We start from the raw sequence: 23,834 nt of genomic DNA, 5'->3' as shown, positions 1-23,834 counted from the left end.
GCAAACGATGTTGGTGGTAGCTTTGGCTGCCTGTAAAGCAGTTTTTTGAGGGGTAAATGCAATGTTTGGACTTGGAACTACGGAACTTATTTTGATTCTGATCATTGTCGTGGTGCTGTTTGGCGCCAAGCGGCTGCCGCTGGTCGGGGCAGGGCTGGCTAAGGGGATCAAAAGTTTCCGCACCAATATTGCTGATGACGACAAGAAAACAGAATCCGCTGACGAAGACTCTGTCGATAAGAAGTAACCGGCTTCCAGGGAATGAACCGGGAATAGAAGCTTATGCCTGATATTGGATTGCTGGAGTTGCTGCTTGTCGGTGTGATCGCCTTTCTGGTGCTGGGGCCTGAACGCATGCCGGAGCTCTTCGCTCAGGTTGGGCGTGTCGTTCGCAAGGGGCGTGGCTGGATCTCTGATGTGAAACGTCAGATTGATGCCGAAACCGCACCACTGACCACTCCCGTGACTGAAATCAAAGATGCGCTCTCGGAGAGTGATATCAGCAGCTTTAACGAAGCGTTGATGAAAAAGAGTGGTCAGGTGATTGATCCTGCCATTGCTCAGGGGTCTGCTGCGGTTGTCCAACAGGAGGCTATTGAAGCGCCTGAAGTGAAAGCGGATGAGGCTCACAAGTGAGCAAGGATGAGATGAACGCACTGGATGATGAGGAGAGCAAGAGCGAACCGGCATCCATTCTCGCCCATCTCGGTGAACTGCGTCGTCGCTTTAGTATCGCCATTATCGTTTACATTATCGGTGTGATGCTGCTGATGAACTTCTCCGAACCGGTATTTGATTACATCTCCATGCCGATGCGCGATGCGCTACCGCCGAATACACCGCTGGTGTTCCTCAATGCGCCTGATGTCTTTTTCACCTACCTGAAGATTGCACTGGTATTAAGTCTGTTTGCGACAGCGCCGGTTACCCTCTACCAGTTCTGGGCCTTTGTTGCGCCGGGACTCTATGCCCATGAACGACAGGCATTTGTCTCCTACTTCTTCGCTTCACTCGGCCTGCTGCTGGCCGGTGGTGCCTTCGCTTTTTATATTGTATTTCCGCTGATTTTTGAGTTCTTCCTCGGCTTCTCGACGGAGAATATTCAGGCCATGCCAGCAGTAAAAGAGTACCTCTCACTGGTGCTGAAACTGCTCTTTGCTTTCGGTGTCAGTTTCCAGATTCCGATAGTGATTATGCTGCTGGTGCGTCTGAATATTGTCGATGCTGAGTCACTGGCTGATAAACGCCGTTATGTGGTAGTATGGGCTTTCATCTTTGCAGCCATTCTCACCCCGCCGGACATCATCTCACAGGTGCTGCTCGGTATCCCGATGCTGCTGCTCTATGAGGTTGGTCTGTTTCTGGCCAAAATGAAGAGAGAGGAGACTGAACATGTCTAAACTGTACATCACGCTTGCGGCTCTATTCGCACCATCGCTGGCGCTGGCCCATAGTGGTCACGGACACATTGAAGCTGCATCCATCTGGCACTGGCTACTGGAGTTCGATCACATCGGCTGGCTTGTCCCTGCACTGCTTGTGCTGGTTGTTGTTTTCAGGAAAGGGCGACTGAACCGAAGCAGGTGATCGGTCGGTTGGCTGTGCGCACGATTGCTTCAGACTAGTAAGTCTGCAGGTTGTAAACGGGAGTGAGGCCAATGCCTTTAAGCTCAATCTCCATTTGCTGATGACTGCTGATCAGATGCGATGTTGCCTTGAATGTGGCGGAGTCGACTAAAATCTCACCGCCTTTGGCGATACTCTCAAGCCTTGCTGCCAGATTAACGTGCGGCCCGATGGCCGTAAATGCACGTCGATCATGGGCACCTAAAATACCCAGTACCGCTTCACCGCTGGCAATGCCAACGCCGACCTCCATCACGTACTCTCCCTGCTCTCGACGAGATCGGTTTAAGTCAGCAACATCACATTGAATTTTACAGGCAGCCCGTAGCGCACTCTCAGCAGGTGCATGCCTCTGCTGAACGCCAAATACGGCCATGGCACCATCACCGGTTATCTTATCGATCAGGCCATGCTCCTCCAGAATGGGGGGGATCATCTTTGTCATGTAGTGATTGAGTGTATCCATTACATGCTGGGGGTCATAAGCCTCATTAAACAGGGTAAAGCTGCGCAGATCGATAAACATGGTTGTGATCTGCCTGCGCTCGCCAGAGGCATTAAATGTTAATTTTCCGCCGACACTCAGCTCGGCAATGGTTGCACCCATGTAGCGATCCAGAGTCTGTTTTTGCCGGTCTTTAAGCAGGCTTAACTCATTGGCATTCTGCTGCTGCAGCTGTTGCGCACTGACCTGTTCAGTGACATCAAGAAAGAGCAGCCATGAGACGCCATCAATAAGTGTATGGTGGATATCCGTGTAGTGGCCATCCTGCAGCTCGATTTGTGGTAGCACAAACGGCTGATCAAAGGATTGCCCGCAAAGAACAATGAAGTGCTCTTCCAGTTCACTGCCGGGGTTAAGCTTTGGCTTGTCCAGGTAGCGGGGCCAGCTACCGCCTGCTTCGGCGATACAGCGGCAATCAGAATCCAGCCTGATCCATGCCGGAGAAGCCTGGTGGATATAGAGATCGGCCAGATAGGAGAACAGTGGATCCGGCAACTCCGCTGATCTCATGAGGCCAGTTTCTCAGCCAGTCTGGTGAAGGCTAAATCGACATTCAGGCCGGAGCAGGCACTGGTCAAAAAGCACTCCCAGCCCTCAGCCTGCATGGCTGCCATGTTGCCGTCGCTGAGTTGCCACTCATCCTGTAGATCACTTTTGTTAAGCAGTACGACAAAGGGAATATCTCCCGCTTCAGCACGCATGCGTTCATGCAACTCACGGGCTGCAGCAATGGTGCTGGCGCGCGTGCCATCGACGACAAGAAGATAGGCGGCAGTGCCACGCATGTAGGCGGCAGGCACCTTTTTATTGCTCTCTTCACCGTGAATATCCCACAGCATCATATTGATGGTGACATCACCGATCTGCAGATTCTTTCTATCAATTTTCACACCCATCGTGGAGAGGTATTTTTCGGAGAAGATGCCTTTTACAAAACGGCTGACCAGACTGGTTTTGCCTACTGCAAAGGCGCCCAGCAGACAGACCTTTTTCTGCAAAACCTGACTCAAGGCAGTGGCTTCCACTTCAGATCAAGGTCTACCGCCCAGTCAGAGGAGCGCTCTTTTTGTCCATGTGTGCGAATCCATGCCGAAGGAACACCCTGCGTTGTCAGCAGGGTTGTAACATGTTTTGCACGGCTCAGCGCCAGCGCATGAGCCCGATTGGTCAGGAGTCCTGAATAGCCTGTGATATCGATATGGGCCTGTGCCATCTGTATGAGCGAGGCCTGTTTGTTCAGTGTCAGAGCCAGTTGTGAAATCTTCTGCTCTTCGTCGCTCTCCAGCTGGCTGCTGCCAGCCCTGAATTTCAGCTGCAGACCATTGAGTCTCTTCTTCAGCGCCTTCAGCGCTGACTCTGCGATGACCAGCGCTTGTTGATCATATCCCTTTAAGCCCTTGATCGATTTGGCCTGTTCGATGGCTTTTTTGGCCCAGGCGGAAGGGGCAATGCCGGAGACACTCAGGATGCGCTGCTCTACGCTTAAGGTGACACCCTCAGGAGGTGCAAGTCTGCGTTTAGCCTCTGCCAGCAGCTGTCTGTCACTCGGGCTTGTAATAATGGTTGTTAGTTTGCTGGCGTCAAAGCGCTTGATACCATTGATCTCATGCGCCTGTTGCCTGGCGTTTGCGATCCACTCTGAGGTGGCTCGGCCACTGGCGAACAGGTGAGCTTGCTCTACCTTCAGTCGTACTGTTGATGGTGGTAATAAAATCTTTCTGGCTTCAGAAAGAAGGTAGCTATCGGAGTCCAGATCAATCACCCCAGAATCATCATAAGCGCTGATGCCGGGTATTTTCCTGGCGCCAGCTGTTGCAGTGAGAATCCATTTGTGGTGTGCGCTGCCTTTGGCCAGCAGTGAGTGCCCGCGAATGCTCAGTTGCACAGTTGCAGGTGGAGCCAGCTGCTTGCGTGCAAGTTGCAGGAGGTAATCAGGCGAATCGGTGAGGATGAGCTGATCGCTGCGCAAGCCGGTGATGCCGGCCATGGCAGGGGCCAGCTGTTTTGCCCGCTCAAGCCAAACCTGTGTGGCTACGCCTGAAATGACAAGCTCACTACCATCTAATGCAAGCTCTGTTTGATCTGCCGGTGCCAGCAATGCTCTGGCCCGTCTGATGATCAAGAGAGGCTCCAGTGATTGATAGGGACTCCACTGCATCTGCACATCATCATCGGAGAATTGATATTCACGCAGCACACTTTGCGGTGTATCCGCCAGAGGATCTCGCATGCCGGAGATCTGCAGCGCGCCATTCCGGTCGGAGGAGCGGATAACAGTTATGCCGGGAACAGCATCCAGCGCCTCAACAAGAAGTGACTGCCGGTGCGACTGATATGCCCCCCAGGAGAACCAGCCAATCAGGATGATCGCTGCTGCGGAGAGCGCCAGAACTGCTTTCAGGTTTGACGGTGAACCGGAACTGGCGGACTTTGATAGCAGGCACTTCTCCAGTTCAGGGCGAATGGCATTGAACGGGGCTGTATCACCATCGAACGCATCCAGCTTGTCTGCCATCCTTTTGTGAATCGCTTCACTGCTCTGCTGCAGGGTGTCGGGGAAATCAGCAGGGGCATTGCCCCGTACAACAGCGGCAATGACTGCTTTGGAGCCCGCCTCAATGAATACCTCCATGCTGCCGATGCGCAGCTTGTCGATGGCATCATTTTCGCCCACCTGAAAGGAGTCACGTACAAAATCCTGAATCGCGGTCAGCATACTGGAGACCAGATCGGCATCCTTGTTGGCCGCCTCATCAAAGCTGACATGTTGCAGCAGCAGGCCACTCTCCTTGTGAATAAGGAAGAGCTGTTCAACCCGGTAGGCCAGGGTATGCAGCATCACAATCTCTGCGAAAGAACGGCCGCTCTGCAGCGCTTCCAGTCGCCACTTCAGTCCTTTAAGGGTGAAAGAGTGTTCGAGCATCTGATTGAGTGACTGCACCATGCTGCTCATGATCGATACGATCGATTTTCTGATTGCCGGTGCCATGACAGGGAAGAGCGCCTCTCCAAGACGATCAGGGCTATTGCGAACAGATTTATAGAGTGCTGACTCAACGGTTGGTGTCAAAACATCCCTCAGGGCATCAGGCGCATGCTCTTGATTGATGGTTACAGCACGGTGCAGGACACGCCCTACATCAGCTGCTTGCAGCTCAGGGTTATGCAGGTGCTCCTGAATTTCAGCCAGTTGTTCGGATTCATCGCCCAGAAGAAGTGCTTTTAAGCGCTTCAGATCACTATCTTTGCTGTCATCCCGGTTTGGCTCGATATCTTCTGTCTCTTTCATCTCTGCTTACGCAGTCCCGGACAGTATTATTTACCCTTGGGTATGGGGAATTCATCTTTCAGGCGCAGGGATACCTCAGAGAAGAGTTCAGCCAGCGCCACACGATCGGTTTTGCTCTCGCGCAGCTCATCGCTGGAGCGCATCAGTGCCGCTTTCAACTGCTCTCTGGTTGCATCAATGTCGCTGCTCAGGTTCTTCGACTGATCCAGTAGCTGCTGGCGCAGATCGCGATTGTGCTTGGCCATCGATTCATCCAGCTGGCTGATCTTGCGCAGTAGCTCTTTAGAAAGATTCTTGATCTCATCTTCGAGATTCTTGTTATCTGTTTCACGTTCATCGCGTTCAGATTTGAGGCGATCATTGAGCGCATCGACTTCGCCGCGCATATAGGTTTCCAGTGCTTCAACCCGATTGTTGACCTCTTTGCGTACTGTCGATAGCTCACTCAGCAGCCGCTCTTCCAGACGCTGAAAGCGACTCTCATAATCACGCATCTGTGATCCGAAAATAATATCCCTGATCTGGTCGACGTTGCCAGCTGTTGCGGCATCAGAATGATCTTGTGGCTTCTTGGTTTCCTTGGATTGCGCAGTCATCTCCCCTCCTCAGACATTAACAATGAAGCACTATTATTGAAAAAAAGATGATAGAAAGCAATTGTTTGTAGCCATAAGGTAGAATTCACATCACCTCCTGGCCGGTGAAATGAACAGTAGAGATAAAGAACGTCAGACTATGTGGCGATTTGACCGGCCAGTTTTGCCGGTTTTATAACCGTATCAGATATTCATCATGGTAAGCTACCTGCTCTGAATCTATACTCATGATATGATTCTACGAATATTTGTCGTGATCTCTCTGCTGTTTGCGGGATCAGCTGTGGCTGCTGAACTGGACCACGGTAAATACCGTAGCTGGGTGGATGGATTCAAGACCGATAATTATGGCCCCTTTACGCAAATCCGCTGGTTTTGTAACGATGGCTCGGTACTGCCACCCGGTGAAAATGTCTGCAGCAAGCGTGGTGGTGGCAGGCAATACGGCCTCTTGGGTAGCCGGGCGGTAGAGATGCGCAATCAGGGTTATCTGATTGGCAATGTGTTGGCAGCAACCTCGCCAGCTCAGTTTACCGGACCTGATGCACGCATCGATGAGCTGAGCCAGATTCTGCTCGAGCAGTTTCTAATCCGTGTAGATGATGGCTGGGTTTTTCGACGCTCCCGTTTTTTTCATCGCGGTGCAGTACAGGTTGAGGATGAGCAGGTGGCGGCGACAAGAGTATTGCTGGCGCTGCTGACTGACCCGCTATGGCGGACACCCGAGCGTTTTCTTCTGCTGCGCGAGGCCGTGCGCAGGCTGCCGCTACCGGGTCCACAGCGACTGGCAACGGCAATCAGACAGGCAGCCACTGAGCTCGGTGATCAGGATCCGGGCTTTAAGAATCTGCGTGTTAAAATCCACTCGCTTCCCGACGATCAGGATGCCACTCGCGTTCGCGACTATGCCGATCAGGCGGGGCTGCCTGAGCTACTGTTATCCTATGCGCAGCTGGCTGAACAACTGGATCTTTTCTATGCCCCTCGAACCGGTTTGAGGCAACTGGAACAACTGGCTGGAGAGAGCTCAAGTCCCCTGCTTGTTGAACAATTTAAAGAGACAAGCAACCTGCTTGGTGCCGGTGGTGATGAGGCCACTATAGTGAAGAGGCTGGCAGCCAGACTGCAACTCTGGCGGCAGCTGCTGCAGGGAGGGGGTGACTACTCAAAATATGATCGTCTGCGGCTGCTGCAGGGTTCACTGATTATCGAAACGGAGATATTTGTTCGGGGTAATCGCTTGTTGCAGGGCTATCCAGAAGCCGGCCGCGACGCCCGTATAGGCTGGTTACGCCAGCTTGGCACGGCACTATATGGTACTGGCTTTCTCTCTGAACGGCAGCTGCTGGCCTTTCATGGTGAACTCGATGAGCTGCTTGCGGCGGATGCTCTCTCTGCCGGCGATTACTACAGTCGATTAAGTTATCTGGCGCGTCTGCCTCAATGGTCACAGCAGTCACTGGCATTCCACTTCTCCGCTGCAGTGGAGCGCTGGGCTTCCCTCACGCCTTTGAGCGGTCGACTGATCCCGGATCGGCTGCGCGAGAGTCCTCTGCTGCCTTACTCACACATAGTTGACCACCTGATAGCTGATGCAGGCCGGTTGGCAGGGATCAGACACACTCTTTTTGGCCGTCAAATTGACAGTCGTTTGCGTGCTCTTAATCCCGGTCTGCAACGCGGGGTGCTGCTACAGGCTCCTGCCCATGGCGAACCTCTGCGCAGTGACGGCATCTATATCCTTCCCTCAACCATGCAGGATCTGACGCCGGTGGCCGGTATCATTACCAGTGGCGAGGGTAGCTCGCTTTCACATGTGCAGCTGCTGGCACGAAACATGGGGATTCCCAATCTCGTTGCTGATGAGGCGCTGCTGTCAGCGATCAGTGAACATGTAGGTGAGAGGGTGGTGCTGGCTGTGAGCCGGCGCGGCAGGGTTGTTATTGAGCAGGATAGTCCGGAGTGGGAGAGGCTGTTTGGCAGTCAGATGAGGGGTGACGCCCCCCTGATCAAGGCCTCTCGGGCGCGATTAAATCTGGACGATCGCAGAATGCATGCGCTGGGTAGTCTCAGGAGCAAGGATTCAGGTGTTATCGCCGGACCCAAGGCCGCCAATCTCGGCGAGCTGCACCATCACTATCCGAAGCTGGTGCCACTGGGGCTGGTGATCCCATTTGGTGTTTTCCGACACCACCTCGACAAGCCGCTCTTTGAGGGGGGGCCGTCTGTTTTTGCATGGATGCAGTCAGAGTATGCGCGACTGGCATTGATTGATGATGAAAAGAGCAAGGCGAAGCAGACCAGCGTTTTTCTGGGCAAGCTGCGGCAATGGATTGTGAGCACCGATCCCGGTCATGAGTTCAGAAAGCAGTTGCGTTTTGCCTATCTGCGTATATTCCGCAAGTCAGGCGATCGCGGTGTTTTTGTGCGCAGCGATACCAATGTTGAGGATCTTCCCGGTTTTAGTGGTGCCGGCCTGAATCTTACAGTTGCCAATGTGGTGGGTATGGATGCGATTGTGGATGCTATACAGCAGGTGTGGGCCTCACCCTTTAGCGCGCGCGCCTATGCCTGGCGACAGGCTCACATGACTGACCCACTTCACCTCTACCCCTCTGTGCTTCTGCTGCAGAGTTTTGATTCGGAGAAGTCGGGTGTAATGGTGACAGCCGATGTTGATAACGGTAGCCGCAACTGGCTATCTGTTGCCGTGAGTGAGGGGGTTGGCGGTGCTGTGGAGGGGCAGGCAGCCGAGGAGATCAGGGTGGAGCGCAGTACAGGCCGCGTGCGTCTGCTGACACAGGCTTCAGTGCCGACAAAGATACGACTGCAAGAGGGCGGGGGTATCGAGAGGCTACAGGCCAGTGGGCGGGAGAGGTTGCTTGACAGTGATGAAGTTGAACAGTTGCGTCGTCTTGCTGCCGATGTCAAACAGCGCTTTCCGATGCCACGCGATGCAGCCGGTGAAAAGATGGCGGCTGATATCGAGTTCGGATTTGCAGATGGTAAGCTCGCCCTGTTCCAGCTGCGCCCGTTTGTGGAGAGCAGGCGAGCGATGCAGAGCCAGCTGTTGATTGAGATGGACAGGGAGCTGGAGGCCTCCGCCAACCAACGCGTTGATCTGAGTGTGAAGCCGCAGGAGGGGTGGCAGCTATGAGGTCTCTTCTGCTGTGCATGCTTTTACTACTCTGGCAGCCGCCTCTGGTGAGTGCCTACCCCCTTGATGGGGCTGAAGAGACCGGTATCAGCCGTTTGCAGGGTTATCAACTGGCCCGGCAGGGGGAGGTGACGGGTAACAAGCTGCCCGCAGGCGCACTGCTGCTGCAGAAGCAGGTGAAGTTGCATCTGCAGGGGTTCAGTGGCGATCCACTGCTCAATCCCGATCCCCTGTTGAGAGAGGCGATTATCAAGCTGCTGGGCGAGGATGGGACTCACTACAGCGTCAGCCTGCTTGATATCAGCGATGCAGGGCGGCCACGCTACGCTGAGGTGCATGGCGATCAGATGCGAAACCCCGGCAGTCTTGGAAAGCTGGTGCTGGCACTGGCGCTGTTTCAGACACTTGCCGATATCTATCCCGATGATGTTGCAGCCAGACAGCAGATTCTGCGCAACAGTATGATTACAGCCGATCGATTTATCCGCACTGATCACCATAAGGTGCCATTCTGGTTGCCGGAGCAGAAACGGCTGATCAAACGGCCGATTGTTGAGGGGGATAGCGCCAATTTCTGGAGTTATCTCGACTGGATGCTCTCGGCAAGCTCCAATGCTGCGGCCAGCATGGTGCTCAAACATACCATGTTGTTAAACCATTTTGGTCGTGATTATCCGGTGAGCAGAGCCAGGGAAGAGGCCTATTTCAATGAGCATTCGACGCGGGAGCTGGGCAAGAGATTGACCTCGCTGCTGCAACAGGCGGTGAAACGCAGTGGCCTTGATCCCGAGCGCTTGCGGCAGGGGGGCTTCTTTTCGCGTGAAGGTAAGCGACGTGTACCCGGCACGAACAGTGTCTGTACGACACGCGAGCTGATGCGATACCTGTTGCACATGGAGCAGGGGCGGTTGGTGGATGCGTGGTCAAGTCTTCGGCTTAAACGGTTACTGTATATGACAGAGCGCCGCATTCGATATGCCTCGGCGCCGGAATTGAGCGATGCTGCGCTCTATTTCAAGAGTGGTTCGTTCTACAGGTGTGAAGCAGAAGCTGGTTTTGTCTGCCGTAAATATGCGGGCAACAAACTGAATGTGATGAATTCAGTCGCTATTGTGGAGGCTCCAGAGGGAGAGCTCCGCTATATGGTGGCGATTACATCAAATGTTTTGAAGAAGAACGCGGCTCTGCAACACCGACAGCTTGCGACGCGCTTGCATGCACTGATCCGGCAACAACACCGGGATGCAGATCAACAATGATCTCGTTCATCGCCTGAATAAGACGAGTCATCCACTCGCCACCCTTAGGGTTGTTGGCCAGTGCCACGGCAATATAGCGACGGCCATTGTGTTCGATCAGGGCGCTGTCGGCATGAAAGTCACGCCAGCTGCCTGATTTGCGGAAGATCAGTGCATCCGGAGAGCTCTGGCTCAAACCTTTAACAAATTTATGGTTGATGCCGGGGTTGCCGAGCATGGTTTTCATCTGGCGTGAATATTCAGGTGAAACCAGTTTTCCGGACTCCAGCATGTAGTAGAAGCGGGCGGTCTGCAGGGCGGTAGCACCATGGGAGATGTTGTGCAGAGGGTCGCGATGTTTGGCTACGCCTGAGGCGTACTCTTTACCGACCCAGAGGCCACCATTGTGTTTGGGGTCGTAGAGGCGGTATTTGTCTGATTTGAGAACCTGATTGATGTAGTTGATGCCGACAGCTCTGATCACCTTGGTTGCAGCCTGATTGGATGAGCGGCGGATCATACTGGTCATCGTCTGGCGCATATCATCGGTGAGTTTGAGTTTCCCTTCGCGGATGCGCTCGAATGCAGCCAGCAAAATGGCAATCTTGGGCAGGCTGGCAGCGTACATCATCTCATCACCATTGATCTGGGCCATGGCAGGGGCGTTCGGGTCGGTAATGTCGACCAGGGCAACAGAGAGCTGTTTGTTGCGTGTGGCTCTTGTCAGGTGCAGGTCGGCAATACGCTGTTCAAGTAGCTGCTGAATCTGGGGGTTGGATTGCTGGCGCAGAGGTTTGCTAAAAGAGTCTCCGGCAGTGGCTATTTGTGAGGTGGCGAGCAGGGCGGCGCAAGAGAGGGCTAAGGCAAGTTTTGTTTTCATTTGTCTACCTCCATACCCCAATCTTCGGCGCAGTGTAGCGACAATGTTGCTGTTTAAACAACCTGAAGCCTTGCCACTGCTCATTTTTGCTGCACATGTTGAGGTATCCATAGGCGCAACTATGGCAGCCGATAACACCTGTTGATGTGAGTTGGCTTACTTTTGCAAAACCTGTGCCATTGTGACTCGGAAATGAATTTCTTTATCTTTTCATGGGGTTAGATCTGTTTGTGCTGATTTGACAGGGGAGAGAAGAGGGTGGGAATAGCCTTAGCTGCCGATTCGGACCGACTCCCCGGCATAACTGTTCTCAAACAGCTCGAGCATATCTTCATTGTTCATACGGATGCAGCCGTGCGAGGCGGGGGTGCCGATTTTCTCCTCTTCGTGGGTGCCGTGGATGTAGATATAGCGGCGATACGTATCAACCTTGCCACGGCGGTTTTTGCCGGTTTCGCACCCCGATAGCCAGAGGATACGGGTGAGGATCCAGTCTTTTTTCGGATCATCGCTTTGGGGGTCGTAGATGCAGAAGGGCTCACGCGCCCTGAAGGCAGTCAGTGGCGGCAGGCCGTGGCCGATCTTCTCGGCGATACGATGCCTGCCCAGTGGTGTCTGGAGGCTACCTGAGAGGTTGCCCACCCCTTTGCTGGCTGTTGAAACAGGGTAGGCGTACCAGACACCGGTTTTGCGGCGGTGGTATAACATCTGCTCGGATACGGATACGATGATCATGGCGTGAGTGTAGCTATCCCTAACCATCAGTGCACGGATAGCAATCCCGGCTCTTTGAGCGTGCGCACGGGAGATGGATGTGCCGCCAATATTTAATGCTGAGCATTAGATATTGTGAGCAACGATGATACCACGCGTTTATCGCTGCGTTGTGAACAGCAGGGATGCATCTGCTCAATTCAAACGAAGTTGTCACTGGCACTCTCTTCGCTAGAGTGCTTGACCTCTAACGGAGTTATACCCCATACGCATGAAAGAGAGACACGAACATATTCTTGGTGAAGTGGTGCGAGCCTACCTCAATACAGGCCAGCCTGTCGGATCGCGCACACTCGCGGAACAGGGTGAGCTGGGCTTGAGCCCGGCCTCGATCCGTAATGTGATGGCTGAGCTGGAGCGGCAGGGCATGCTCAGCTCTCCACACACCTCTGCCGGGCGTGTGCCTACCGATAGCGGGCTACGCTATTTTGTCGATTCGCTGATGGCGGTTGACCCTGATATGAACCAGCAGCTTGAGAATGCGGTAGCAGGGCATCTTCCGGGCACGCCTGAGCGCAACATCCTCCTGAAAAGGGCAACCGATGAGCTGGCAAGTCTGACCCATTTTGCCGGCATGGTATGGGTGCATGAGCAGGGGTTTAATCGCATTAATCGCATCGAGCTGGTGCCGGTCTCCTCGGAAAAGTTGCTGGCAGTAATCGTGACCGATTCGGGGGAAGTACAGAATCGTCTGATCGTACGCCCCGGGGATACCAGCGATGCACAGTTGCATGAGATTTCCCTGCGTCTGAATGAGTTGCTCTCTGGCTGCAATCTGGAAGAGGCACGCTTAAGGCTGCAGCGGGAGATGGAGACGGATCGCCTGAAGGTGCGGCATCTGCTTGAGGACTTGAAACGCTGGGCCGATGCCCCTACAGAGGGTCAGACTGAAATGTTTGTCAGTGGTCAGCGCCAGCTGCTTGAGATGCCTGAGTTTGCCGTGGTGGATACGATCAGATCGCTGATGTGTGCCATTGAGGAGCGCGAGCAGCTGCTGCATCTGGTTGAGCAGGTGGAGTCTGAGGAGAGTGGCGTGAAGGTGTTTATCGGTAGCGAACATGCGCTGGTGAACATGGAACAGGTTTCAGTGGTGTTGTCGCGTTATCAGGGGCCTGCCAACCTGGTTGGTACACTCGGCGTGATCGGGCCACGGCGCATGCACTACGAGCGGGTCGTTCCGATAGTAGATTGTACGGCCAAGTGGGTGAGTCGAATGCTTGGCGGTGGTCTGCAGACAAAATAGTTGAATTCATTAATTGCCGGATAGAAGGAGCTTACATTGATTGGAAAGAAGGGTAAGGACGCTGAAGTAGAGGTTGAACTGGATGAGAGCATTCAGCTTGATGAAAATGGTGATGAGGTAGTGGCTGAGCCTGAGGTTGATCCATTGCAGGCTGCACAGGCGGAGATTGCAGAGCTCAAAGACAAGCTGCTGCGCACCCATGCCGAGATGGATAACCTGCGTAAACGCACCCAGCGCGAAATCGCTGATGCGCATAAGTTCGGTGTCGAGAAGTTTGCCACATCCCTGCTCGATGTGATGGATAATCTGGAGCGTGCACTGGCTGTAGAAGAGGGAAACGAGGCGGCTTTCCGGGAGGGCGTTCAGCTCACCCTTAACAGCTGGCACGAGATGATGAGCCGCTTTGAAGTGAAACGTATTGATGCAGTCGGTGAACCGTTTGATCCGCATCACCATGAGGCGCTCTCGCAGATGCCAAGTGCAGAACCAACAGGCACGGTGATCGCCCAGCATGTGGCGGGTTACACCCTGCATGGCCGTCTGATTCGTCCGGCCAAGGTGCTGGTCTCCAGTGGCCCGGCAGCATAAGTCAAAAGCCTTTTACCACTAAGGCACAGAGGTACAAAATAGTTGAAATATAAGAGGTGGCTGCCTTTGCTTTTCTCCAGTGCAAACACAGCTCAATCATATTTCAGAGAGAATAGATGAATAATATTGGTTTTACTTTGTGCCTCTGTGGTGAACATGATTATTTATCTAAATAATTTTAGATGGGGGGTTGAAAGTGGAAATCGCGTCCCCCATAAACAGCTCAAGAGAGTTTGAATAACAGTTTTTAACGTATAATCAGGAGCAGGAAAACATGGCAAAAGTAATTGGAATTGACCTCGGCACCACCAACTCGTGTGTAGCCGTAATGGAAGGCGATAAAGCCAAGGTGATTGCCAACAGTGAAGGTGACAATACCACCCCTTCTGTTGTTGCATTCACAGCTGATGAGCGTCTGGTTGGTGCATCGGCCAAACGCCAGATGGTGACCAATCCGGACAAAACCTTCTATGCAGTTAAACGCCTGATCGGACGCAAGTTCGACTCGAAAGAGGCGAAACATCATAAAGATCTGGTCTCCTATCCGCTGGTAGCCGCTGATAATGGCGATGCATGGCTGGAAGTGGATGGCAAGAAGATGAGCCCGCAGGAGATCTCTGCAATCACACTGCAGAAGATGAAGAAGACTGCTGAAGATTATCTGGGCGAGTCAGTAAAAGATGCGGTGATCACCGTGCCAGCCTACTTCAACGACTCCCAGCGTCAGGCAACCAAGGATGCCGGTGCGATTGCCGGTCTGAATGTGCTGCGTATTGTTAACGAGCCGACTGCTGCTGCACTGGCTTATGGTCTGGACAAAACTGAAGAGAACCATCTAATTGCCGTATACGATCTGGGTGGCGGTACCTTCGATATCTCAATCCTTGAGATCGGCGATGGCGTATTTGAAGTGAAAGCGACCAATGGCGATACATTCCTCGGTGGTGAAGATTTCGATCAGGTGCTGATCAAGTATCTGGCGGCTGAGTTCAAGAAAGAGCACGGCGTTGATCTGATGACCGACAAGCTGGCGCTGCAGCGTCTGAAAGAGGCGGCGGAGAAGGCGAAGATCGAGCTCTCTTCAAGCACACAGACCGAAGTGAATCTGCCATTTATTACGGCTGATGCATCCGGTCCTAAACACCTTCTGATCAAGCTCTCACGCGCCAAGTTTGAGTCTCTGGTTGGCGATCTGGTTGCCAGCTCCATCGAGCCGTGCAAACAGGCTCTGAAAGATGCTGGTGTGAAAGCCGGTGATATTCATGAAGTGGTGCTGGTTGGTGGTATGACCCGTATGCCGCTGGTACAGCAGAAGGTGCAGGAGTTCTTCGGTCGCGAACCGCACAAGGGTGTGAACCCGGATGAAGTGGTAGCGATTGGTGCCGCGATTCAGGGTGCGGTACTGACCGGTGATGTGACCGACGTACTGCTGCTGGATGTTACTCCGCTTTCGCTCGGTATTGAGGTTGAGGGTGGCCTGTTCAACAAGATCATCGAGAAGAACACCACGATCCCCTCCAAGAAGAGTCAGACCTATACCACAGCAGCTGATAATCAGACTGCGGTAACCATTAAAGTGGCACAGGGTGAGCGTGACCTCTTTGCAGCCAACAAGCAGCTCGGCCTGTTTAATCTTGAAGGTATTGCACCGGCACCACGTGGCATGCCGCAGATTGAAGTGACATTCGACATCGATGCCAACGGTATTATGCATGTGCATGCTAAAGATAAGGGTACCGGCAAAGAGACCTCCATCCGTATTGAGTCCGGTTCCGGCCTCTCCGAGGAGGAGATCGAGCGTATGAAGAAGGATGCAGAGGCTAATGCTGATGCAGACAAGAAGCTCAAAGAGCAGATCGAAGCGAAGAACCGTGCAGATGCACTGGTCTATTCAACCGAGAAGTCACTCAAAGAGCATGGCGACAAGGTTGATGAGGCCACTCGCAAAGAGATCGAAGATGCGCTGGAAGAGTTGAAGAAAGCGATTGAGGGCGGTGATACCGACACCATCGCGGCTGCTGAGACCAAGCTTGCAGAGAAGTCGCAGAAGCTGGGTGAGGCGATCTATCAGGATATGCAGAAGGAGCAGGCTCAGGCCGAAGGTGCTTCCGGAGCAGCGGATTCTGATGCGGCCAGGGATGCTGATATCGTTGATGCCGAAGTTGTGGATGAAAACGATAAGAAGTGATTTGTTTGAGCGACCTCGGGCATCCATGCCTCTCGGTCTTTGACGCAGGGCAAAACATGCGAGTTTTACCCTGCTTACTCAAGCCGCACATCCTTGTGCGGATAGTGTAGCAAGAAATACGGAGGAGTGGTGGCGAAAGCCTCCACTCCTTTGGCCATTTAAGGGTCAATAAGGAGCAAAAGTGTCCAAACGCGACTATTATGAAGTGCTGGGTGTGGCTAAAGATGCCGATGAAAACACCATCAAACGGGCCTACCGCAAACTGGCGATGAAGTATCATCCGGATCGCAATCCGGATGATGAGAAGGCGGCTGAAAATTTCCGTGAAGTTACCGAAGCCTATGAGGTGCTGACCGATAGCAATAAACGGGCGCGTTTTGATCAGTATGGTCATGCTGGTGTTGATGAGCAGATGCAGGATTTCTGGGGCCGTGGTGGTGCTCAGGATTCACACGCCTTCCGCGACTTTGGCGATATGTTCGGTGACGTGTTCGGTGATATGTTCGGTGGTCGCGGTGGTGGTCGCGCAACACGTGGTGCCGATCTGCGTTATAACCTCTCCATAACCCTTGAAGAGGCGGCCAGTGGTAAAGAGGTGGAGCTGAACATTCCGCGCCATGAGAGTTGCAACACCTGTAATGGCAGTGGCGCTCGTCCCGGTTCCAATCCGGTGCCATGTAACACCTGTGGCGGCCATGGTCAGGTGCAGATGCAGCAGGGTTTCTTTGCTGTGCGTCGTACATGTCCGACCTGTCATGGTAAGGGTACACGTATTGAATCACCCTGTCTGGATTGCGGTGGTGCAGGACGCAACAAGGTCAATAAGAAGCTCAAGGTAAAGGTGCCTGCCGGTGTTTATGAGGGTGCGCAGGTCCGTGTGACCGGTGAAGGTGAAGCGGGTGAGTACGGCACACCTTCGGGTGATCTCTACATTGTCATCTCACTCAAAGCGCACAAGATTTTTGAACGCGATGGTGCTGATCTCTACTGCACAATGCCGGTGACATTCCCGCAGGCAACACTGGGTGCGGAAGTGGATGCGCCAACGCTCGACGGTAAGATCAAGATCAAGATTCCGGCCGGAACCGAGGCGGGGCGTGTATTCCGACTGCGCAGTCACGGTGTTCCTGATGTACGTAACGGTAGCCAGAAGGGTGATCTCTATGTGCGTGTACAGATCGCCGTACCGAAGAAGATGAGCGCCAGGCAGGAGCAGCTGCTGCGCGAATTTGCCAATGAGGCGGGTGATGATGTCTATCCTGAACGCTCCTCTTTTCTGGGCAAGGTGAAGGATTTCTGGGATGATCTCTCCCAGGAGGGCAAGTAATGGCTGATATGAGGATTGTGATTGTAGGTGCTTCCGGGCGTATGGGTCGCATGCTTGTTCGTGCGGTGTGTGATACTCAGGGCGTAACAGTTGCCGGAGCAACCGAGCGATCAGGTTCTCCGTTTATTGGTCGTGATGCCGGTGAACTGGCTGGTGTAGAGACGCTAGGGATAAAAATAACAGATAATATTCAGAGCTGCTGTGAAGCCGACGTGATTATCGATTTCACCGCACCTGCTGCAACACTGGCTCACGCCGCTTTTGCTGCAGAACACGGCATGGGCATGGTGATTGGAACCACCGGTTTTGAAGCGGCCCAGCTGGATGCGTTGCGTGAGATTCTCTCAAATTCTCCCGTGGTGATGGCAGCAAACTATTCTGTGGGTGTGAATCTGGCCCTGAGCCTGATTGAACGCGCTGCGGAAGTACTTGGTGATGATTACGATGCCGAAATTTTTGAAGCGCATCACAAACACAAGGTGGATGCACCAAGCGGTACAGCGCTGGCGATGGGGCGTGCACTGGCTGCTGGCCGCTGCGTGAAGCTGGATGAGACAGCTGTCTACTCCCGTGAAGGCATTACCGGAGCCCGTAAACCGGGTTCGATCGGTTTCTCTGTGGTGCGTGGCGGTAATATCGTCGGTGAGCATCAGGCGATGTTTATTGCCGATGAGGAGCGCATTGAGATCAACCATGTTGCTTCTGATCGTATGGTCTTCGCCAAGGGTGCGGTGCGTGCAGGCTCATGGCTAATGAGTAAAGATGCAGGCTGGTATGACATGCAGGATGTGCTCAACCTGCGCGATTAACTGCTGAATAACAGCCTGCGACATTTTGCCCTGTTTTCGAGGGTTGATGTTGGGATTAGCCTTCGCATATACCAACTCGTATTGCGATGTTTTCTCTCCAAAAGTTTCCATCGTATTAAGCCCGGCCCCACTCAGGCCGGGCTTTTTTTTTTGTGGCTTTTGGAATGGGTTGCGAAAAGGTGCGACAAAATGTCGCACTCCCAGAATGAGCATGCTATATTTGCATTGGTAGATCAATACACATCCCGGGGAAATACAAGACTATCGCCTTGGTGCGATTTCGGAGGTGTAAAAAATGAACGGTAAAGAATTGATGGAAGGCCCGAATATGGATCGTCGGACCATGCTTAAAAGCGCTGGCGCACTTGGACTTGGTGCTTTGGCATCGACTGCAGCAATGGGTGGAATCAGTAAGGCTTTTGCGGCTGGTGAGCACAATATGCATCATAACCATTCAACTGGCAGTAAACATGCGAAAATGATAGATCTTCTTCATGAGTGTATGCGTGCCGGTGATGACTGTATACACCATTGCCTGATCGAGTTTAAGGCGGGTGATACGGCAATGGCCGACTGCGCGAGGATTGTGATGGAGACAGGAGCCTTTTGTGCGGCGCATGCAAAGCTGGCCACGCTTGAATCTGCGCATATGAAGGAGATGTGTGAACTCAGTATCAAGATGTGTGGCGATTGTGAGAAAGAATGCCGCAAACATGAAAAGAAACACTCTACCTGCAAGGCATGTGCTGATGCATGTGCTGAATGTATCAAGGAGTGTAAGAGGTTTCTGAAAGCCTGATTGGTTTCAGCTACAATATTGAAAAAGTCCGGACATTCCAAAAGTCTGATCTTCGCTGTAAGCCCGGCCTGAAAAGGTCGGGCTTTTTCTTTGTCTAGAAGAGTTACTGAAAGTGAGAGTACCAGGGAGCTGCCGAACCGGGCACCCCGGGGAAGAGACCTCCACGGCAGCGACAGCACCCTGATTTGGCGTATCCTTAAAGGGAAGAAAGGCTGTGAAAATGCGACAATTTGTCACACTCCGATGTTTTCTGATTCATATACCTTTCGCAGTCATAAAATGGCGCAGAGAAGCGCGGCTTGTTTGATCACTATTCAGCCCCTAGCTTAACTTCTCATGCGAACCGAAGAGGCAACAATGTTTATTCAAGGCTCCATTGAGGAGATGGTGGGTACCTATAACCTGAAACGGTTGTTTGTGTTCAGAAGTGCTGTGATTGCAAGTGAACTGGCTGCCGTTGGTCTGGCTGTGTATGGACTGGCAGTTGAGTTGCCTCTGCTCTATATGCTTTCAGTGATTGGCCTCTATACGCTGTTTAACGCATACCTCTGGTTGCGTCTTCGCAAAACCCCATCGGCATCTGCCAATGAATTTTTCCTGCATCTGGTTGTGGATGTACTGGCCCTTGCCGGGCTGCTCTATTTTGCCGGTGGCTCCAGTAATCCGTTTGTTTCGCTGTTTCTTCTGCCACTGGTGATTGTCGCGGCAACCCTGCCCAAGCGTTATGTCTGGGGTATGGCAGCGGTCACATTGGGTTGCTACTCACTGCTTATGCTGATCAATGTGCCGCTGACGCAGGAGATGACAGGCCATAATCATGGTGCTCATGCCGGCCACGGTGCTTCCCCTGCCGGTGATTTCAGCCTGCATGTGCTGGGTATGTGGTTCAGCTTTCTACTGGCGGTCGGCTTGATCCTCTTTTTTGTGGTCTCCATGGCTGAGGCGCTGCGCCAGCGTGATCAGAAACTGGCCGAAGCACGTGAGAAGAATCTGCGCGATGAGCACATGGTCTCTCTCGGTACACTGGCCGCAGGTGCTGCACATGAGCTGGGCACACCGCTGGCGACGATGGCTGTACTGACCAAAGAGATGGAAAAGGAGTATCGGCAGCAACCCGAACTGCTGGAGAACATTATTATTCTGCGCTCGCAGGTAGATCGCTGTAAGGCGACCTTGGGCCAGATCAGTGCCAGTGCCGGACAGATGAAGGCTGAGAGTGGCCATAGCGAAGATGTGAAGAGCTGCCTGAACCACTGCATAGCACGCTGGCAGGAGCTGCATCCGGCAACCTCGATAGCGATCTCTCTGAAAGGGATTGAACCGGCACCGACCATTGTTGTTGATGAGACCCTGAATCAGGCTGTAATCAACGTGTTAAATAATGCTGCCGATGCTTCTCCGGATAGCATTGAACTCAATGCAGCGTGGTCTGCCGTTGAACTGAATCTTGATATTCGCGATTTTGGCGAAGGTTTGAGTCCTGCTGCGCTGGAGGCTTTGGGCAAACCCTTCTTCACCACCAAGAAAGATGGCCACGGGCTGGGCTTCTATCTGGCCAGTGAGGTGGTGCGCCGTATTGGCGGAGAGATGAGTATCAGCAATCATGCAGAGGGTGGGGCACTTGTGAATATCCGCTTGCCACTGCAGAAGTTGAAAACGGAGTAGCTATGGAAGCAAACAGGGATCTGCCGAATCTGCTGCTGGTTGATGATGATGAACTCTTCTGTCGCATCCTCTCCTCTGCGCTGGAGAAACGCGGTTTTGCCGTGCAGGTATCGCACAATGTCGCTGATGCCATTGAACTGATTGGTGATGCGGCACCTGAATATGCCGTGGTCGATCTGAGCATGCCGGGTGATTCCGGCCTGGTGCTGGTCGAGAAGCTGCATCAGCTGGATGAACACACCCGTATCGTTGTGTTAACGGGTTACGCCTCGATTGCCACAGCAGTGGAAGCGATCAAACTCGGTGCGACGCACTATCTCGCCAAACCCGCTGATGCTGATGAAGTGGTCGCCGCCTTACAGAAAAACAGCGGTGATGCCACTGCCGAGGTTACCGAACAGCCGATGTCGACCAGACGCCTGGAGTGGGAACATATCCAGAAGGTGCTGATGGAGTGTGATGGCAATATCTCCGAGACCGCCAGACGACTCAGCATGCACCGCCGCACTCTGCAACGGAAGCTGGCCAAACGCCCCTCAAAATCCTGAAGTGTTAATATGGGTTTTTGGCGGTATAAAAGTAGACCTGACCCCGTAGTTATAAAAGTAGACCTGACCCCGTAGTTAGACCCCGCAGTTTTGTGGTTTTCTAAGAGTAGGCCTGTCCCCCATTGGTTGCTCATTGAGATCGCCATAGAACAATAGTCCTTCTGACTGCGGCAATATGTCGCGCGGCAATTTGCCCTATCTTAAAATTTTCTCTCGTCAGTATGTTTCGCGCCCACTTACGTTTTAGATATCTCTTTCAAAGACAAAGCAGGGGAAACAATCATGAATCATACACACTATCGGCAGGCTTTTCTGGCCGCTCTGATTGCAGGCTATAGCCACGGCATTGCGCATGCTGAGGACGCAGCGCTGCCAGTCATCGATGTCACCGGCTCGGCCCTGACCGATACACAGGCGCCACATTGCGAGATCGTTAGTCAGGAAGAGTTGAAATCGATGGCACCGGCTACCAGTGATGCAGCAAGCCTGCTGAAAAACACGCCGGGGCTAAATCTTCAGCGCGGTGGTGCCGTTTCCAATCTGCCTGCCATTCATGGCATGGCCGATGATCGCCTGCGTATCAAAGTCGATGGTATGGATCTTATCTCAGCATGTGGTAATCACATGAATCCGGCGCTCTCATATGTCGATCCGAGCAATGTTGGCAGTGCAATGGTTTTTGCCGGTATTACGCCGGTCAGTATTGGTGGCGACAGCATCGGCGGTACCATCATCGTGGATTCCGAAGATTCTGAGTTTGCCAAGCCTGGCGAGGGAATTCTGACCAAAGGCGAGATTGGCGCATTCTATCGTAGCAATGGCAATGTTCAGGGTGCAAATGCATCTGCTACAGTGGCCAGTGAAAACGTCAGCTTGAGCTACCGTGGTTCCACAGCCAAGGGTGATGATTACAAAGCCGGAGGCGATTTCAAAGCGGCAGGTCTTGCAGCAGCAGGCAGGGGTTGGCTGGCAGCAGATGAGGTTGGCTCCACCATGTACAAAACGACCAATCAGTCGATTGCGATGGCTGTGCTTAATGGTGACCATCAGGTTGATGTGAAACTGGGGCTACAGGATATTCCTTATCAGGGCTGGGCAAATCAGCGCATGGATATGACCGGAAACGATAGTAAGCAGGCAAACCTTCGTTATGAGGGTCAATATAGCTGGGGTGAACTGGAAGCACGCGCCTACTATGAAAATACCAAGCATGCAATGCAGTTTGGTGATGATAAGCTCTATTGGTATGGTAATGCGATGCCTGCAGCTCCAAATGATGGCGTTGCCTGTACCCCTTCTGCCGGCATGATGGGCTGTGCAGCGGGCATGCCAATGGATACCGAAGGTCTGAATATCGGCGGTAGTGTTAAGGCGAATATCGCACTTTCAGCAGGCAAGTTGCTCAGAGTGGGTACAGAGGGCCAGCAGTACCGCCTGGATGACTGGTGGGAGCCATCCGGAAAAGGCATGTGGCCTGACACCTTCTGGAATATTAACGGTGGTAAGCGTGACCGTTTGGCCCTGTTTGGTGAGTGGGAGTCGCAGTGGAATTCGCGCTGGTTGACGCAGCTCGGCGTGCGCTATGAGCGCGTTAGCATGGATACCAGCACCGTGCAGGGCTACAACGCCACCTATGCCGCTGAAGCCGCTGCGTTTAATGCCGCTAACCGCAAAAAAACCGACAATAACATTGATCTGACTGCTCTGGTTCGTTTTACACCGTCAGAGAACGCAACGCTTGAGTTTGGTTATGGTATGAAAACCCGTTCGCCTAACCTCTACGAGCGTTATACATGGTCAACCGGCGGCATGGCCATGCGCATGATCAATATGGCTGGCGACGGTAATGGATATGTGGGTAATCTCAATCTGAAACCGGAGACCTCTCACACCATCAGTGCAACCTTTGATTTTCATGATGCTGAGGAGAAGCAGTGGGAGGTAAAGGTCACGCCATACTTCAGTCGTGTTAAAGACTATATCGATGTAAACCGTTGCTCTTCAGCCAATGCCAACTGTGGTGCGGCTAACCAGACTGCTACGACAGGGTTTGTGTATCTGCAGTTTGCCAACAAGTTGGCTGAAATTCATGGTGTTGATCTCTCAAGTCAACTCACTCTGGTTGAAGATGGTAGCTTTGGCAGCCTCTCGGCCTCTGGTATTTTGAATTACGTGCGCGGCAAGAACAAGACTACCAATGATAACCTTTACAACATTATGCCATTGAACGGCCGACTTGGCCTTACGCACCGTCTGGGCGGCTGGACCAGTAGTCTCGAAGCTGAGATGGTCGCTGCCAAAACAAAGGTTTCACAGATTAGAAATGAGGTTGCGACCGCAGGATACGGGCTGCTGAATCTGCGCGGCAGCTACGAGTGGAAACATCTCCGTGTTGATGCCGGTATTGAGAACCTGCTTAATAAATTCTATAACGATCCACTCGGCGGCGCTTATACAGGCCAGGGTAAGACCATGTCCGCTGCAGATGTACCCTGGGGTGTAGCTGTTCCGGGTATGGGGCGTTCGATCTATGTCGGTATGACTCTCAAGATGTAGTAGTAATAAACATCAATACTCAATAGCTTTTTAAATAACAGATGTT

Annotated in this window: 21 protein-coding genes; 15 read left to right on the top strand and 6 right to left on the bottom strand. The window is 52.9% G+C overall.

The annotated features are described in order from the left end of the window. The first annotated feature begins 61 nt into the window (after positions 1-61). From tatA to F3F93_RS06975, 4 genes are read left to right on the top strand one after another with little or no spacing between them, the layout of a single operon-like run. A complete protein-coding gene (gene tatA / locus F3F93_RS06990) occupies positions 62-247 on the top strand; it encodes a twin-arginine translocase TatA/TatE family subunit (protein ID WP_176958459.1) in 186 nt (61 codons plus the stop codon). A 35-nt stretch (positions 248-282) separates the two neighbouring features. Next, positions 283-636: a twin-arginine translocase TatA/TatE family subunit gene (locus F3F93_RS06985; protein WP_176958458.1), complete on the top strand. Its 354-nt coding sequence runs from the start codon at positions 283-285 to the stop codon at positions 634-636. Beyond that, the gene (gene tatC, locus F3F93_RS06980; protein WP_206675391.1) at positions 633-1,400 is read left to right on the top strand and encodes a twin-arginine translocase subunit TatC; all 768 of its coding nucleotides are present in this window, start codon (positions 633-635) and stop codon (positions 1,398-1,400) included. Before F3F93_RS06985 ends, tatC begins: the two co-directional genes overlap by 4 nt. Then, positions 1,393-1,587 (top strand): hypothetical protein, encoded by a 195-nt coding sequence (locus F3F93_RS06975; RefSeq protein WP_176958457.1) that lies wholly within the window; start codon positions 1,393-1,395, stop codon positions 1,585-1,587. The genes tatC and F3F93_RS06975 overlap by 8 nt, the downstream gene beginning before the upstream one ends. Before the next feature lie 34 nt (positions 1,588-1,621). Here F3F93_RS06975 and F3F93_RS06970 read toward each other — a convergent pair whose 3' ends face one another. The 4 genes from F3F93_RS06970 to F3F93_RS06955 are packed head-to-tail and all read right to left on the bottom strand — an operon-like array spanning position 1,622 to position 6,016. Continuing rightward, on the bottom strand, positions 1,622-2,641 hold the full coding sequence (locus tag F3F93_RS06970) for an adenylate/guanylate cyclase domain-containing protein (RefSeq protein WP_176958456.1): 1,020 nt from the start codon (positions 2,639-2,641) through the stop codon (positions 1,622-1,624). Next, a complete protein-coding gene (locus tag F3F93_RS06965; RefSeq protein ID WP_206675390.1) occupies positions 2,638-3,141 on the bottom strand; it encodes a Rab family GTPase in 504 nt (167 codons plus the stop codon). Before F3F93_RS06965 ends, F3F93_RS06970 begins: the two co-directional genes overlap by 4 nt. Further along, a complete protein-coding gene (locus F3F93_RS06960; protein WP_176958455.1) occupies positions 3,138-5,420 on the bottom strand; it encodes an OmpA family protein in 2,283 nt (760 codons plus the stop codon). The genes F3F93_RS06965 and F3F93_RS06960 overlap by 4 nt, the downstream gene beginning before the upstream one ends. A 26-nt stretch (positions 5,421-5,446) precedes the next feature. Beyond that, entirely contained in the window at positions 5,447-6,016 is a 570-nt protein-coding gene (locus F3F93_RS06955; protein WP_176958454.1) for a hypothetical protein, read from the bottom strand. Between the two features lie 232 nt (positions 6,017-6,248). On the opposite strand from F3F93_RS06955, the gene F3F93_RS06950 reads away from it, so the two are divergent. Continuing rightward, a complete protein-coding gene (locus F3F93_RS06950; protein WP_176958453.1) occupies positions 6,249-9,173 on the top strand; it encodes a PEP/pyruvate-binding domain-containing protein in 2,925 nt (974 codons plus the stop codon). Then, the gene (locus F3F93_RS06945; protein WP_176958452.1) at positions 9,170-10,432 is read left to right on the top strand and encodes a serine hydrolase; all 1,263 of its coding nucleotides are present in this window, start codon (positions 9,170-9,172) and stop codon (positions 10,430-10,432) included. Before F3F93_RS06950 ends, F3F93_RS06945 begins: the two co-directional genes overlap by 4 nt. Here the strand turns inward: F3F93_RS06945 and F3F93_RS06940 are convergent. After that, positions 10,326-11,291 carry a serine hydrolase gene (locus F3F93_RS06940; protein ID WP_176958451.1) on the bottom strand — a complete coding sequence of 322 codons (966 nt, stop codon included), beginning with the start codon at positions 11,289-11,291 and terminating at the stop codon, positions 10,326-10,328. The genes F3F93_RS06945 and F3F93_RS06940 overlap by 107 nt on opposite strands. Positions 11,292-11,561: 270 nt before the next feature. After that, entirely contained in the window at positions 11,562-12,026 is a 465-nt protein-coding gene (locus tag F3F93_RS06935; RefSeq protein ID WP_176958450.1) for a L,D-transpeptidase, read from the bottom strand. A gap of 250 nt (positions 12,027-12,276) precedes the next feature. Between F3F93_RS06935 and hrcA the strand changes: the two genes are divergently transcribed. The 9 genes from hrcA to F3F93_RS06890 all read left to right on the top strand — a co-directional run bounded on the left by hrcA (position 12,277) and on the right by F3F93_RS06890 (position 23,788). Next, a complete protein-coding gene (hrcA, locus tag F3F93_RS06930) occupies positions 12,277-13,308 on the top strand; it encodes a heat-inducible transcriptional repressor HrcA (RefSeq protein ID WP_176958449.1) in 1,032 nt (343 codons plus the stop codon). 36 nt (positions 13,309-13,344) lie between these two features. Further along, positions 13,345-13,896 (top strand): nucleotide exchange factor GrpE, encoded by a 552-nt coding sequence (locus tag F3F93_RS06925; RefSeq protein ID WP_176958448.1) that lies wholly within the window; start codon positions 13,345-13,347, stop codon positions 13,894-13,896. Positions 13,897-14,170: 274 nt separating this feature from the next. Beyond that, positions 14,171-16,084: a molecular chaperone DnaK gene (gene dnaK, locus F3F93_RS06920; RefSeq protein WP_176958447.1), complete on the top strand. Its 1,914-nt coding sequence runs from the start codon at positions 14,171-14,173 to the stop codon at positions 16,082-16,084. 181 nt (positions 16,085-16,265) lie between these two features. Then, positions 16,266-17,411 carry a molecular chaperone DnaJ gene (dnaJ, locus tag F3F93_RS06915; RefSeq protein ID WP_176958446.1) on the top strand — a complete coding sequence of 382 codons (1,146 nt, stop codon included), beginning with the start codon at positions 16,266-16,268 and terminating at the stop codon, positions 17,409-17,411. Continuing rightward, positions 17,411-18,220 (top strand): 4-hydroxy-tetrahydrodipicolinate reductase, encoded by an 810-nt coding sequence (dapB, locus tag F3F93_RS06910; RefSeq protein WP_176958445.1) that lies wholly within the window; start codon positions 17,411-17,413, stop codon positions 18,218-18,220. The genes dnaJ and dapB overlap by 1 nt, the downstream gene beginning before the upstream one ends. 295 nt (positions 18,221-18,515) lie before the next feature. Beyond that, entirely contained in the window at positions 18,516-19,019 is a 504-nt protein-coding gene (locus F3F93_RS06905) for a four-helix bundle copper-binding protein (RefSeq protein ID WP_176958444.1), read from the top strand. A 357-nt stretch (positions 19,020-19,376) separates the two neighbouring features. Next, on the top strand, positions 19,377-20,684 hold the full coding sequence (locus F3F93_RS06900; RefSeq protein ID WP_176958443.1) for an ATP-binding protein: 1,308 nt from the start codon (positions 19,377-19,379) through the stop codon (positions 20,682-20,684). 2 nt (positions 20,685-20,686) lie between these two features. After that, a complete protein-coding gene (locus F3F93_RS06895) occupies positions 20,687-21,232 on the top strand; it encodes a response regulator transcription factor (RefSeq protein ID WP_176958442.1) in 546 nt (181 codons plus the stop codon). Positions 21,233-21,514: 282 nt separating this feature from the next. Continuing rightward, a complete protein-coding gene (locus F3F93_RS06890; protein WP_176958441.1) occupies positions 21,515-23,788 on the top strand; it encodes a TonB-dependent receptor in 2,274 nt (757 codons plus the stop codon). The last annotated feature ends 46 nt before the right edge of the window (positions 23,789-23,834 follow it).

This window comes from Mariprofundus sp. KV, assembly GCF_013387475.1.
Lineage (GTDB): Bacteria > Pseudomonadota > Zetaproteobacteria > Mariprofundales > Mariprofundaceae > Mariprofundus.
Note: the sequence above shows the minus strand (reverse complement) of the source record. Positions and strands in the feature narration are given on the sequence as shown.